The following is a 13,347-nucleotide window of genomic DNA, read 5'->3' on the forward strand; positions in this document are numbered from 1 at the left end:
GTAGGTGTGTAGTGCTTGTGCCGGTCTCATCGCGAGCAAGCTCGCTTCCACAGTTGATCGCATTCCCCTGTGGGAGCCAGCCTGCTGGCGATAGACCGCGCAGCGGGCTCGATGTCCCTACAGCACAAGACTCATGCCGTCATACGCCACTTCAACATCACGCCGAGCCAGTTCTGCACGCTCTGGCGAATCCTCATCGAGAATCGGGTTGGTGTTGTTGATGTGGATAAGGACTTTGCGCTGGTTGGGCAGCTGTTCCAGCACTTCCAGCATGCCGCCGGGGCCGTTCTGCGCCAGGTGGCCCATTTCCCGGCCGGTGCGGGTGCCGACGCCACGGCGCTGCATTTCGTCGTCATCCCACATCGTGCCGTCCACCAGCAGACAATCGCTGCCCGCCATGATCTCCAGCAGCGGTGCGTCGACCTTGCCCAGGCCCGGTGCGTAGAACAGTTTGCCGCCGGTGTTGAGGTCTTCAACGATCAGGCCGATGTTGTCGCCCGGGTGCGGGTCGAAACGGTGGGGCGAGTACGGCGGTGCGGCGCTGCGCAACGGCAGCGGGGTGAAACGCAGGCTCGGGCAGGCCGGGATGGTGAAGCTGCGGTCCAGCTCGATCTGGTTCCAGGTCAGCCCGCCGTTCCAGTGGGTCAACATGGTGAACAGCGGGAAACCGGTGCTCAGGTCTTCGTGGACCATGTCGGTGCACCAGACCTGGTGCGGGCAACCTTCGCGCAGGCTGAGCAGGCCGGTGGTGTGGTCGATCTGGCTGTCCATCAGGATGATCGCGTTGATGCCGGTATCGCGCAGGGCGCGCCCCGGTTGCATCGGGGCGAAGCTCTGGAGCTGGGCGCGGATGTCCGGCGATGCGTTGCACAACACCCAGTTCACGCCGTTATCGGAAATTGCGATGGACGACTGGGTCCGCGCCTTGGCGTTCAGGCTGCCATCGCGAAAACCGGCGCAGTTCACGCAGTTGCAGTTCCACTGGGGGAAACCACCGCCGGCGGCGGAACCTAGAATCTGGACAAACATGGCCGCTCCATCATTCGAAAACTGAAAATAAAAACGCCTCGGCGAGCCGAGGCGTTGCACTGCGCTACAAAAAGATTAGCGGCTTGCGAAGTACATGGTGACTTCAAAGCCGATACGCAGGTCGGTGTAAGCAGGTTTGGACCAGGACATAGAAGCGCTCCTTCAGGTGATGGGACAGTTGAGATCTATACATATAGTCCACCTCCAGCCGGAGATGTTCAGATAGTTAGGTGGCTATGTTACTCAAAATTACAGGGCGATTGGCCGGGAATCTTTGAGAAAGCTAATTGCAGCACCGGTAATGATCATTTTGCCGCTTGCCAAGGCGAGCCCGGGCACGGTCCGCTGGCCAGACAGCGCCAACCGCCTTCGGCCTGATTCAGTCGTTGTACGGCGGCCAGTAGCGTTTCACGGTCGATCATCAGAATCGTCTGAGGTAGAAGCTCCAGATAATCCGACGAGCGGCCGGCCAGTTTGCCCTGCCAAAGCAGCTCGGCGGCCTGCGCATTGGGCAGCGCCGCGCTATCGAATTGATCGGCCAGTGCCTGGCGGTGGCCGATGAAGGTCTCGTGATCGATATCGTCGATCATCCCGGCCAATCCACGCAGGAAGTGTTCGATGTGTTCCAGCAGATCCAGAGGGGCGACGCTGGGTGATTGCACGCCGAACAACAATCCTGTCTGCCCATGGATCTGCCGCAGGGCGCTGAACACTGCATAGCCGAGCTGCAGTTCTACCCGCAGGCGTTGGTAAAACGGCGTCTGGCAGAGGTGAGCCAGCAAGCGCCAGGCGGCTTCGTCAGCGATGTCCGGGGTTGCGGTCGGACAGAAGAGCAACAAGGCATGTTCGCTGGACCCGGTATCGACCGCGCTCCACAGATGCTGCGCGTTTATCGGAGAGGGCGGCGTCAGTTGATTGTCCGCAATGCCAGGCACACGACTCAAGGCGAAGCCCATCGCCGCTTGCGTCTGGGCGGACAGGCCGGTCGCCAGACCATCCCAGCGTGCGCTCGACCAAAGCTGAGCCAAATCGTCCGAGTCGGCGGTGCGCACAAGGCAGTGATCGGGCAGCGCTTTAAGCAATTGTCGAATCGGCATCAACGCAACGATCGGCGGCTCTTCTTGCGAGAAATCGGCATCAGGGTTTGTCAGTTCTTTCAGCGCGTGCTCGAGGACGGTCGGCATCGGCTCCTGCAGTCCGGTCATTTTCAGCAGCCATTCATTGCCTGATGCGCTGAAGGAAAAGTCCACACCTGCCTGACGAGCGTCCTCACGCAATGGCTGAAGGCGGTTTTCCAGGCTTGTCTGAACGTTGCTGCGAGGTGCCGAGTCCAGACGCCAGCGCAGGTAAACGGCACCTTCGGCACTGTTATCGGGCAACGACTGACTGAACTGCATGGGCGAACGTTCACGACGACCGCGTGAGCGATCCTGGGCAAAGGTCCGCAAGCCTCGGTGTTTGCTGGTCTGGCCGCGGATCAGTCCTGCACTCGGTGCCGGTGCCTCGGCGCGTAAAAACGGATTAGGTGTTGGCAGTTGCCATTGGCCGGTGAAGTTATCCACAGCACCGATTTGTTTCAGGACTTCCTTGAGGGCTGCAACGCCCGATTCGGATAACCCGGCTTCGCGCTGTTCGCTGTCCCATCGGGCCAGTTGCAGGGCGCCGCTGACTTGCTGCTGACGCTGCAGCAGGGCGGCGTATTCTTCGCGCAAACCAGTCCAGGGTTGCTGCGAGGCAAAGAATCCAAGCCAATCCAGTAGCCGCCCGCGGATCCCGTCGGGCGTCGCGTTGGCAGACAACGTGAACTCGATGTGCAACAACGCCTGGCCGGCGAACTGATACAACGGCGCAGCTTTGAGGCTGTCAGCCAGCCCGCACTCTCGCAATTGCGCCAGCAGGCCACCGGGTTTCGCGGCGTTCAGCCAATGACACAGGAACGCCAGCGCCTCGGGCGATGAATCGGGCAACGCGTCGAAGGCAAACAGCAGATCCAGCCGACGTGCTCCTGCTTGTTGATAACTTTTGTCCGAAGAGTCCATCAGCGATGTAGGCGCCTGTTGCGGGACTTTTTCCCCTACGGGAATCGCAGCGCCAAAGCGCTGAGCCATCGCCCTCAACTCATCGAGACTCTGCGGCCCAGCCAAGCACAAGGTCATTTGCCCGGTCTGATAAAACCGCTGATAAAAATCCTGCAAGGCTTGCTGGAACTCAGGTTGCGGCACCGGCAGGCTGTAGCGGTTGCCGGCATGAAACGCCCGCAGTGGATGCGCCGCTGAAACACCATCGAACAACGCGAATTGCTGCTGAGCGGTCGTATCCCGCGACCAGGCGACAAATTCTGCGTGCAGCACTTCCCGTTCCCGCCGCTGATCGTCCAGATTCATACGCGGATGTGCGAGCATGTTCGACAGGCGCTCCAGTCCCCCGCTAAACGACTGAGGCGGTAGCTCGAAAAAGTAGTCCGTGGTGCGTTCGCTGGTCCGCGCATTCACCTGACCGCCATGACCCTGGACGTAGGCCATCAGTGCTTGGCTCGCAGGAAAACGCTCTGTACCGAGAAACAGCAGGTGTTCGAGAAAGTGCGCCAGCCCGGGCCAGGCCGCCGGCACGTCATGGCTGCCAGCAGCGACCCGCAACGCAGCAGCACTGCGCTTCAAATCGGGAACATGACGCAGCGTCACCCGAAGACCGTTCGCCAGGGTTTCAGTGTGAAGGTGGGGGTGATTCAGCGCAGGCATGAGCACTTCCAGAGCAGAGAAGCGCTAATGCTAGCGGATTACGGTGGATCAGCGCTTGTTCAGCTCGCCATAAAGCTCGGGACGGCGATCGAGGAAGTAGCGATTGGCGGCGCGGGAATCGACCATCAACTGACGGTCCAGCTCACCGACAATCAGTGCTTCATCCAGGCCCGCCTGGGCGATGCGGCTGCCATCCGGTGCGGCAATGCTGCTCTGGCCGCAATACTGGATCTCGCCTTCGTTACCGCAATAGTTGGCGTAAGCCACATAGCACTGGTTTTCGAAGGCTCGGGCGCGGACGGTGACGTCGGCAATGAAGTCGTAGGGAATCATGTTCGCCGTCGGCACCAGGATCAGCTCGGCGCCGGCCAGGGCCAGGCGTCGGGCGTTTTCCGGGAACTCCAGGTCGTAGCAGATCAGGAAGCCGAGCTTCCAGCCATTGAGTTCAACCAGCGGAAAGTCATCCGGCCCGGCGCTGAACATCGAGTGATCGAGGTCGCCGAACAGGTGAGTCTTGCGGTAGTTGCACAACCGTTCGCCATTGGCGTCGATCAGCTGCACGGCGTTGTAAATCTGACCGTCTTCGGTGCGCTCGGGGTAGCCATACAAAATGGCGATCCCGGCCGTCTTGGCGATGCGCGCGATCTGCTGCGCCGACTCACCGTTGTGCACCTCCGCCAGCACGCTGACGGCATCGAGGCCGATGTTGTAGCCGGTCAAAAACATCTCCGGCAGCACCAGCAAGTCCGCGCCCTTGGCTTCCAGCGCCAATTGATGCAGACGTTGCAGGTTGCCTGCGACATCCAGGGGCAGCGGTGGACATTGGTAAAGGGCTACGCGCATTTCGGATTCCTCTTACTCGGGCAGGGCGATCGGACCGATCTCGTTGAACACATCTCCTGGACCCGGGTTCTCGGCGTGAGTTTCACCGCCGAAGTGTTTCATGATGCCCCACACCGCATTGAGCGAGGTCTGCACCGCGCCTTCGACCCATGCAGGTGTCCACGAAACATCGTCACCAGCGATGAAAATCCCGCGCTGCTCGGCCGGCATGTCGGTCTGCATGAAGTGCGCGTACATGCGCTGGTTGTAGCGATAGTGACCGGGCAGGGCGCCTTTGAAAGCACCGAGGAAATGCGGGTCGGCTTCCCAGGACACGGTGATCGGATCGCCAATGATTCGCGCAGCGATGTCGACTTTCGGGTAGATCTTCTTCAACGCATCCAGCGCCAGTTTCACGCGTTTTTCCACGGGTTGCGGGAGCATTTTCAACGCGTCGCTCATCCACGAGTACGACAGGCAAATCACGCCCGGCTTGTCGTCGCCGTTGTCGAACAGGTAGGTGCCACGGGTCAGGCGATCGGTGAGGGTCATGCTCATCAAGTCGCGGCCGGTTTCCGGGTCCTTGTCTTTCCAGAATGGCCGATCGACCATCACGAAAGTTTTCGACGATTGCATGTAGCGGGTGCGGTCGAGGGCCATCCACATCTTTTGCGAGAAAAGGCTTTCGTCGCATTCGATCTGGGTGGTCAGCAGCCAGCTCTGGCACGTGGTCAGCACTGCTGCGTATTCGCGGGTGTCGCCCCAGTTATCGGTGACGGCAAAGCGCCCGTCTGCCGCGTGGGCAATTTTTTTCACGCCGGTACGCGGTGCGCCGTTGTGAAGCGAGCTGAGGCTGGTGCCTTCTGGCCAGTGCACGCAACGTTCCGGCACATGACGCCAGATCCCCAGCGGCACTTGTTCCACGCCGCCGACCACCAAGTGCTGGTGATCGTCGCAGTTGGTCATGACCACACGGAAGATTTCCAGCATCGAGTTCGGGAAGTCCGAGTCCCAGCCGCCGGTACCGAAACCAACTTGGCCAAACACTTCGCGGTGATGGAACGAGAGTTTGGCGAAAGCTTTGGAGGTGGCAACGAAGTCGTAGAAGGTGCGGTCGTCCCACAGCGGAACGAGGGTGTTCCACAGCTCTTTGAGGCGCGGCACATCGCGGTCGCGGATCGCTTGCTGGATGTCAGAGAACTGCGAACCGGCTTCCAGCGCATCGGCCCAGGCGTCGGCGACTTCCTGGAACAGTGCAGGAAGATCCGCCAGTTTCTGTGCGTAATGGGTCTGGCCTTCGAGGTCGATCACCGTGCTGCCCGAGGCAGGCGTCAGCGGGTTCGGGAAAGGCTTGGTTTCAAGGCCGAGCTTGTCGACGTAGTGATAAAACGCGGTGGACGACACCGGGAAACGCATGCCGCCGAGCTCGGCGATGATGCCTTCAGCGCCGTTGAATGCCTGGGAACGCAGACGGCCGCCCATTTTCGAGGCTTCGTAGACGACGGGTTTCAGGCCCAGTTTCATTAATTCGTACGCTGCCACCAGGCCTGCGATGCCGGCACCGACGATCGCTACTTCCGCGCCATGGTTGTGCGCAGGGATGCTGCCCAGGCCGGCCGGGTGCTCGATCCAGTCGTCGAAGGCGAAAGGAAAGTCCGGACCGAAAATGGTGACTGGTTTTTTACCGTCTGCAGGATGGCGATTGTTCTTGTTCATGGCTGACCTTGCTGGCGACCGGACGCGGCATGCGCGTCTGAGTATAGGAAAAGATGGCAGCCATTCTAGAGAGCGTAGAACACGTTAATAAGACGCAATGTGTCGTCGTTTTGCTTGTTAATGATGCAATTTGACGAGTGTGACGAACAGATTGGATTAAACCGGCTGCCCCCGATCAATCTTGCTGCTGAGAATGATCGAGGTCGTGGTCTTCTCCACCCCATCCACACTGCCGATCTGATCCAGCAACTGATCCAGCTGCTCAGGTGAATCGGTGCGCAACCACGCCACGTAATCAAATTCGCCACTGACCGCACACAACTGCTGCACCTGAGCCATCGCGCTGAGACGTCGCAACACTTCCTTTCCCGAGCGCGGTTGCACGGTGATCCCGACGTACGCCTGCAAGCCGCCATCCACGACACGTTGCCCCAAACGCACGCCGTAACCGGTGATCACCTTGGCTTTTTCCAGCCGGGCCAATCGCGAAGTGACGGTGGTGCGAGCAATGCCCAGTTGTCGCGCGAGCATGGCCACGCTCTCGCGGGCATTGATCTGCAGGGCTGCAATCAATTGGCGGTCGATTTCGTCAAGAACGGGCGGGCGGGTGTCAGGCAAAGGTCGTCTCCAGCGGTACAGATCAATGGGTTGGCATGTTACAGGCACATCTCGCACCGCGGATGTTTGATCTAGTCTTCAGTACCGTTCAGTCGATTTTCACCTGCGACAATTTGCCATAAGTAACTAGGTGGTACATTATTCCGCGCTTGTCACAAATGGGGAAAATTTCCGACATGAATAATTCTGGGGCTGCCGGCGGCGGCAAATGGTTGCTGTTGGGGCTGGGTGTCCTGATTGCGTTGATCGGGCTCGGCCTGGCCAGTGGCGGCGGCTATCTGGTCTCGCTCGGCGGTAGTGGGTATTTCCTGCTGATGGGCCTGGCGATGCTGGTTTCCGGGCTGATGATCGCCCGTCGTAAGCCGCAGGGGGCGTTGTTGTATGGCTTGGCGTTGATCCTTACTGCGATCTGGGCGGTGTGGGACACAGGTTTGGAATACTGGCCGTTGGTCTCGCGGGTGCTGACGTTTGCCGTGATCGGTCTGGTTGTCGCGCTGGTCTATCCAACGCTGGTGCGTGCTTCGGGCGCGACCGCGGGCCGTGGCGCTTACGGTCTGGCCGGCATTCTGGGCGTGGGTGTCGTCGCAACGCTGGCCTACATGTTCGTGCCGACCCACGTGGTCAAGGCCAGCAGTGAACCTGCGGTAACACCGGTCGCACCGGGCACCGAACAGAAAGACTGGGCCCATTGGGGCAATACCACCGCAGGGAACCGCTTTGCCGCGCTGGATCAGATCAACAAGGGCAACATCGACAAGCTGCAAGTCGCCTGGACCTTCCGCACCGGCGACATCCCGCAAAGTACTGGTGCTGGGGCTGAAGACCAGAACACGCCGCTGCAAATCGGCGACACGGTCTACACCTGCACCGCCTACGGCAAAGTCTTCGCCCTCGATGCCGACACCGGCGCCCAGCGCTGGAAGTTCGACCCGCAGGGCTCTGCGCCAAACTGGCAACGCTGCCGGGGTCTGGGGTACTCCGAAACTCCCGCACCTTTGGACAATCAGCTAACCGCTTGTACGAAACGTCTGTTTCTGCCGACCGGCGATGCGCGTCTGATCGCAATCAATGCTGAAACCGGCAAACCCTGTGAAGCCTTTGGCGACAAAGGCACCGTCGACCTGAAAACCGATATGGGCGAAGTGAAACCCGGCTACTACCAACAAACCTCGACCCCATTGGTCGCAGGTGACGTGGTAATCGTCGGTGGTCGCGTGGCTGATAACTATTCCACCGGCGAACCGCCAGGCGTAGTCCGTGCGTACGACGTGCGCAGTGGTGAACTGGTGTGGGCGTGGGATCCGGGCAATCCGAACACCACCAAACGTCCGCCAGCGGGTGAGACCTATACCCGTGGCACGCCGAACGTCTGGTCGGCCATGTCCTACGACGCCAAACTCGGCCTGGTTTACCTGCCAACCGGCAACGCCACCCCGGACTTTTTCGGCGGCCAACGTACGGAATTCGACGACAAGTGGAACTCGTCCATCGTCGCCATCGACGTGAAGACCGGTCAGGTACGCTGGCATTTCCAGACCACTCACCATGATCTGTGGGATTTCGACCTGCCTGCGCAACCGCTGCTGTACGACGTCCCTGACGAGAAGGGCGCAATGCAGCCGGCCTTGGCGCAAGTCACCAAGCAGGGCGAGATCTTCCTGCTCAACCGTGAAACCGGTGCGCCGATCGCACGCGTCGAAGAGCGCCCGGTGCCTCAGGGCAGCGTGCCTGGCGAACGCTACTCGCCGACCCAGCCGTTCTCGGTGGACATGCCGTCAATCGGCAACAAGACACTGACCGAGTCCGACATGTGGGGCGCGACACCGTTCGACCAGTTGATGTGCCGCATCCAGTTCAAAGGCATGCGCCACGAAGGCGTCTACACCCCGCCGGGCATGGACCGTGCGTTGCAATTCCCGGGCTCATTGGGCGGTATGAACTGGGGCAGCGTCTCGGTTGATCCGAACACAAATTACATGTTCGTCAACGACATGCGCCTGGGCCTGGCCAACTACATGATCCCGCGCAACAAGATCGCCGCCGGGGCCAGTGGTATCGAAATGGGCGTCGTGCCACAGGAAGGCACGCCGTTCGGTGCGATGCGCGAACGCTTCCTCTCCGCGGCCGGCATTCCGTGCCAGAAACCACCGTTCGGCACGATGTCCGCCATCGACCTAAAAACCCACAAACTGATGTGGCAAGTCCCGGTCGGCACCGTGCAAGACACCGGCCCGCTGGGCATCCGCATGCACCTGCCGATCCCGATCGGCATGCCGACCCTCGGCGCTTCCCTGGCCACCCAGTCGGGCTTGTTGTTCTTCGCCGGCACCCAGGACTTCTACCTGCGCGCCTTCGATACCGGCAACGGCAACGAAATCTGGAAAGCCCGCTTGCCCGTGGGTAGCCAGTCGGGTCCGATGACCTACGTTTCACCGAAATCCGGTAAGCAGTACATCCTGCTCACCGTTGGCGGTGCGCGTCAGTCAACGGATCGTGGGGACTACGTGATTGCGTATGCCTTGCCGAAGTAAAGGCTGAATCGCAGGTACGAAAAAGCCGCGCAATTGCGCGGCTTTTTCGTGGGTAGACAGCAACAGTCACTCGTAGTCGAATGCGACATCGAGGGATGCGAGGCGATGGAAATGAAGAACAAGATGCCTCCCGCTGTGCGGGAACATGCATTGCAGATTGCCAATCACGAAATGGCGCACTACGTCATGGCCCGAGCTTTGGGGTTTGAAACGGGCGGCGTGACCCTGACAGTGACCATGGACCTGCGGCATCAAGGCGGGGCGTCCATAAACTTGGCGCGGTCGATTTCGTCGATGGAAGCCATGAGGGAACATCTGGAAGCTCGGATGATGGTCCTGTTTGCTGGCGCTATGGGGCAGACATTAGCTTCAAAGCATTCGCCCAAAAAAAACGTCGATAAGTCGAAAGCGACAGCCATCCTCAAAGGAGAGCTTGGGGCGGAACAGGATTACGCAAAAATAAGGGAATTGCGGCATTTGCTGCGCAATATCGCCTACCCCGATACGGATCCGGCGTCGTCTGACCGCATCACGGCTGAGCTGAAAGAGATTACTGATCGTGTGTGGTTTCGGACTCAAAAAATCGTCGAGGCATTGGCCGATACGATTACCGGATTGGGAGGGGAGCTGGTAGATGACATGGTCATCGTGGAGCAGTGGGGTAGGGCGGCAGATACGTATGAAGTCGTATGGACGGGTGAAATGCTTGAACGGCTGCGATCAGTGCAGGCCATTCCTGCGTTAACTGTTGCTTCTGACTAGTTGAGGGTGATGTGCGCTTATGAAGATTGGAAGCCCCGAAAAGTCGGGGCGTATCTCAAGGAAGAGCTGCCGGTATTCTTCGGACTTCGCCGCAGTCCGAGCCGGTCACCGTGTCAGCACCTTCACCACATCATCAATCACTGCTTTGCTCATTGCCGTCAGATAGTGCGCGGCCCAGGCGTGGCGGTCGGTGTCTTTTGCGTAGGCGGCATCCACCGCAAGCGCTTTGGCTAGGAAAAGAAAATCAGAAGCCTGTGCCAGCGCGTCGCTGATAGGGACGCCGGCGCGGACGTTGAACAGCGCTTGATTCGAGCAATAAATCAACGGGGTGAAGCCGATGGTTTTCAGTTCTGAAGGCTCGGACGGGTTTGTTTTGGTCATGGTGTAGCTCCTAAGCTTGATGAGCTGCCACGTTCGTTTCCAAGCGAATGGGTGGCAGCTGTGCGCAGGTTGGAAACCGGGAGCCTAGGAAACCGGCACGTCCGAAGACGTCCCACGCACAGCCGCCATGACACAGGGATTGCAGCCGTAAAAACGTCTGCGGTCATGTGGGGGCGCGTTGTTGCTATTCGCTCGTCGGGTTTCCAAGCCCGATCGCTGAATGGTCAGCGACGTCCGGAGTGTCGGCGCTGATTGAAAACTGACCCACCCTGCCGATTGAAAATTGACCCAGGGCGGATTGCTGATTTTTGCATCAGCAATTGTGGATAAGCTTAGCAGTCGTGTCCCGGTGGAAGAGGCATTAAGCCCCACCGCATGTGGGCATGCGGCAGGGTATTTTCGGTGCTGATCAGAATAGCTCATCGTCCTCGATACCATCTTCGTCCTTGCGCTTTCGTTCACGTGATTTGATCTTTGTCTGCGCGGCCAGAGTGCTGTGTTGCAGGCGGTAGGACTCGTTGCCCGTTTCGACGATGTGGCAGTGGTGTGTCAGCCGATCCAGCAGCGCTGTGGTCATCTTGGCGTCACCAAATACACTCGACCATTCCGAGAAGCTGAGGTTGGTGGTGATCACCACGCTGGTGTGCTCGTATAGCTTGGATAGCAAGTGAAATAACAGGGCACCACCGCTCTGACTGAAGGGCAAATACCCCAGTTCATCGAGTATCACCAGGTCTGTTCGTAACAGCCCTTGAGCTATGCGGCCCGTCTTGCCGTCGTACTTTTCGCGCTCCAGCAGATTGACCAGATCCACCGTGGAGTAGAAGCGCACGCGTTTGTGATGCGTCGTGATCCCGGACACGGCTAAGGCGGTGGCGAGGTGTGTTTTGCCTGTACCAGGCCCGCCGATGAACACGACATTCTGCGCGGTATCGGTGAATTCCAGGCTGGACAAATCCCTGACCAGGCGGGCGTCTGCGCTGGAAGCGCTGAAGTCGAAACCGGCCAAATCACGATGCATGGGGAGTTTGGCCATGTTCATCTGGTGGTTCACTGAGCGCACCGCTCGATCCGCATGTTCTTGTTGGAGAAGATGCTCAAGCAGCCATTTCGACGAGGTCGTTGAGGCTTCGCCTTGCGAGGCCAGTTCTTCCCAGGCGCTGGCCATGCCATGCAGACGCAGTTCTTTGAGTTCCGCCTTAAGATCACGCATTGCGAGTCTCCTCATCGGTGGTACGGAGCCGGTCGTAGCGTGCCGTATTGGCGACAGGCGCTATCTTGAGTTGCAGGCTGGTTTCGGCGGACGGAGGGGCTGCTGTCGATGTCAGTCGAGCCAGGACATTCAGGATGTGGTCAGCACTCAAGCTGCCTGATTCCAGTACCAACTCCACAGCCACCAATACGGCGTCGAGCCCGGCGATGGGAACAGCCGCCAGTACCTGCGTCATGACTCGATCACCATTGGTGTGCCGCCTCAGACCGCGTTTTAGCAGTTGCAACGGCTTCGGCAGATCGGCAAACGGAGCGCCATTGCGCAGCGCACCGGGCTTGCGTTCGATGAGCGGGATGTAATGCTGCCAGTCAAAACTGACCTGATCTCGATCAAACAGGCGCTCGTGACTGGCAATCATCGTTTCATCGGCGATGACCACCACCCGCGTGGGATACAAACGGCTGCTGACCCACTGACCGACCCGCTCACACGGCACCGAGTAGCGATTTCGCGCCACGCTGATCAGGCATGTGCTGGAGACCCGTACGGTGCGCTCGACGTAGCCATCAAAGGCAGTCGGCATCGGCATCAATTCGGCGCGTTCCAGCGCCAGGACGTCCGCCACTGTCAGCCCGTTGTACTGCGGGTGCACCAGTTCGTCCCAGAGCGCACGGCAGCGTTGGCCGAGCCAGGCATTCAATTCCTCGAAGGTGTGGAACATGCAGTTTTGAGCATCGAGCCAGATGCGCCGTCGGCTGTCTTGGACGTTCTTTTCAACGATGCCTTTTTCCCAGCCGGAGGCCACGTTGCAGAAGTCCGGATCGAATAGGTAGTGCGCACACATGACCGCAAACCGGGCATTGACCGTGCGGCCTTTACCCTTGTTGACCTTGTCGACAGCCGTTTTCATGTTGTCGTAGATGCCACGACGCGGCACCCCACCTAACGCGCCAAAAGAGCGGGTATGGGCATCGAACAACATCTCGTGGCCTTGGCTGGGATACGCAACCAACCAAAATGCGCGACTGGCGCACAGCTTCATATGGGAGACCTGGATGCGTCGGAACAGGCCGCCGATCAGCAGACCTTCTTCGCTCCAGTCGAATTGAAAGGCCTCGCCGAGTGCAAAGGTCAGCGGCACAAAGGCCCGTAAAGACTTGCCTTGCTGGCCGCGCCACGTGCGTATGAAGGCGGTGAGCTGGCTGTAGCCGCCGTCGTACCCCTCGGCCTTGATCTGTTCGAAGAGTGCTTTGGCACTTCTGCGGTTGTGCTTTGCCCGAAACGAATCGGCCTTGAGCGCCTGCTCAAGCGTCTCGTGAAATGGACTGAGTTTGTTGAAGGTTGCGCACCGTTGGTACGCCGGCTGAGTGGCTTCGGGTGCTCTGACCCATTTTCGAATGGTGTTTCTCGACAGCCCGGTACGCTTGGCTATCTGATGCAGCGAGAGCTTGTCGCGGAAGTACATCCGCCGGATTTTTCCCAACATTTCCATGCTGATCACCCTGTGTTCTCCTGCTCGAAAAGTGAGCAGAAGCAA

At 59.4% G+C, this 13,347-nt stretch carries 11 protein-coding genes; 2 read left to right on the top strand and 9 right to left on the bottom strand.

Annotated features, from left to right (window positions below; all coding sequences use genetic code 11):
• Positions 1-117 precede the first annotated feature (117 nt).
• The 6 genes from pqqB to ACMXYJ_RS04080 all read right to left on the bottom strand — a co-directional run bounded on the left by pqqB (position 118) and on the right by ACMXYJ_RS04080 (position 6,923).
• Entirely contained in the window at positions 118-1,029 is a 912-nt protein-coding gene (gene pqqB / locus ACMXYJ_RS04055; RefSeq protein WP_415758870.1) for a pyrroloquinoline quinone biosynthesis protein PqqB, read from the bottom strand.
• Positions 1,030-1,104: 75 nt separating this feature from the next.
• Positions 1,105-1,179, bottom strand: coding sequence for a pyrroloquinoline quinone precursor peptide PqqA (gene pqqA / locus ACMXYJ_RS04060; RefSeq protein WP_009045898.1), 75 nt, complete (start codon positions 1,177-1,179; stop codon positions 1,105-1,107).
• 155 nt (positions 1,180-1,334) lie between these two features.
• Positions 1,335-3,767: a pyrroloquinoline quinone biosynthesis protein PqqF gene (gene pqqF, locus ACMXYJ_RS04065; RefSeq protein ID WP_415758871.1), complete on the bottom strand. Its 2,433-nt coding sequence runs from the start codon at positions 3,765-3,767 to the stop codon at positions 1,335-1,337.
• A gap of 48 nt (positions 3,768-3,815) precedes the next feature.
• On the bottom strand, positions 3,816-4,610 hold the full coding sequence (locus tag ACMXYJ_RS04070) for a carbon-nitrogen hydrolase family protein (RefSeq protein WP_415758872.1): 795 nt from the start codon (positions 4,608-4,610) through the stop codon (positions 3,816-3,818).
• 12 nt (positions 4,611-4,622) lie between these two features.
• On the bottom strand, positions 4,623-6,305 hold the full coding sequence (locus ACMXYJ_RS04075) for a flavin monoamine oxidase family protein (RefSeq protein WP_415758873.1): 1,683 nt from the start codon (positions 6,303-6,305) through the stop codon (positions 4,623-4,625).
• Between the two features lie 156 nt (positions 6,306-6,461).
• A complete protein-coding gene (locus ACMXYJ_RS04080) occupies positions 6,462-6,923 on the bottom strand; it encodes an Lrp/AsnC family transcriptional regulator (RefSeq protein WP_007980298.1) in 462 nt (153 codons plus the stop codon).
• 176 nt (positions 6,924-7,099) lie between these two features.
• Between ACMXYJ_RS04080 and ACMXYJ_RS04085 the strand changes: the two genes are divergently transcribed.
• Both ACMXYJ_RS04085 and ACMXYJ_RS04090 read left to right on the top strand, forming a co-directional pair.
• Entirely contained in the window at positions 7,100-9,454 is a 2,355-nt protein-coding gene (locus tag ACMXYJ_RS04085) for a glucose/quinate/shikimate family membrane-bound PQQ-dependent dehydrogenase (RefSeq protein WP_415758874.1), read from the top strand.
• A 111-nt stretch (positions 9,455-9,565) separates the two neighbouring features.
• The gene (locus ACMXYJ_RS04090) at positions 9,566-10,216 is read left to right on the top strand and encodes a peptidase M41 (RefSeq protein WP_415760678.1); all 651 of its coding nucleotides are present in this window, start codon (positions 9,566-9,568) and stop codon (positions 10,214-10,216) included.
• Between the two features lie 105 nt (positions 10,217-10,321).
• Here ACMXYJ_RS04090 and ACMXYJ_RS04095 read toward each other — a convergent pair whose 3' ends face one another.
• From ACMXYJ_RS04095 to istA, 3 genes are all read right to left on the bottom strand, one after another.
• Complete coding sequence (locus ACMXYJ_RS04095; protein ID WP_415758875.1) at positions 10,322-10,597, bottom strand: DUF3077 domain-containing protein; 276 nt, start codon at positions 10,595-10,597, stop codon at positions 10,322-10,324.
• Positions 10,598-11,006: 409 nt separating this feature from the next.
• On the bottom strand, positions 11,007-11,810 hold the full coding sequence (istB, locus tag ACMXYJ_RS04100; RefSeq protein ID WP_415756579.1) for an IS21-like element helper ATPase IstB: 804 nt from the start codon (positions 11,808-11,810) through the stop codon (positions 11,007-11,009).
• A complete protein-coding gene (gene istA, locus ACMXYJ_RS04105) occupies positions 11,803-13,302 on the bottom strand; it encodes an IS21 family transposase (RefSeq protein WP_415756578.1) in 1,500 nt (499 codons plus the stop codon). The genes istB and istA overlap by 8 nt, the downstream gene beginning before the upstream one ends.
• Positions 13,303-13,347: the final 45 nt, after the last annotated feature.

Source organism: Pseudomonas arabinosi (assembly GCF_047758675.1).
GTDB lineage: Bacteria > Pseudomonadota > Gammaproteobacteria > Pseudomonadales > Pseudomonadaceae > Aquipseudomonas > Aquipseudomonas arabinosi.

Coding starts and splice junctions, on each gene's coding strand:
- ACMXYJ_RS04070 (WP_415758872.1), bottom strand. CDS start 4,610: ATGCGCGTAGCCCTTTACCAATGTCCACCGCTGCCCCTGGATGTCGCA.
- pqqF (WP_415758871.1), bottom strand. CDS start 3,767: ATGCCTGCGCTGAATCACCCCCACCTTCACACTGAAACCCTGGCGAAC.
- ACMXYJ_RS04075 (WP_415758873.1), bottom strand. CDS start 6,305: ATGAACAAGAACAATCGCCATCCTGCAGACGGTAAAAAACCAGTCACC.
- pqqB (WP_415758870.1), bottom strand. CDS start 1,029: ATGTTTGTCCAGATTCTAGGTTCCGCCGCCGGCGGTGGTTTCCCCCAG.
- istA (WP_415756578.1), bottom strand. CDS start 13,302: ATGGAAATGTTGGGAAAAATCCGGCGGATGTACTTCCGCGACAAGCTC.
- ACMXYJ_RS04090 (WP_415760678.1), top strand. CDS start 9,566: ATGAAGAACAAGATGCCTCCCGCTGTGCGGGAACATGCATTGCAGATT.
- istB (WP_415756579.1), bottom strand. CDS start 11,810: ATGCGTGATCTTAAGGCGGAACTCAAAGAACTGCGTCTGCATGGCATG.
- ACMXYJ_RS04085 (WP_415758874.1), top strand. CDS start 7,100: ATGAATAATTCTGGGGCTGCCGGCGGCGGCAAATGGTTGCTGTTGGGG.
- ACMXYJ_RS04095 (WP_415758875.1), bottom strand. CDS start 10,597: ATGACCAAAACAAACCCGTCCGAGCCTTCAGAACTGAAAACCATCGGC.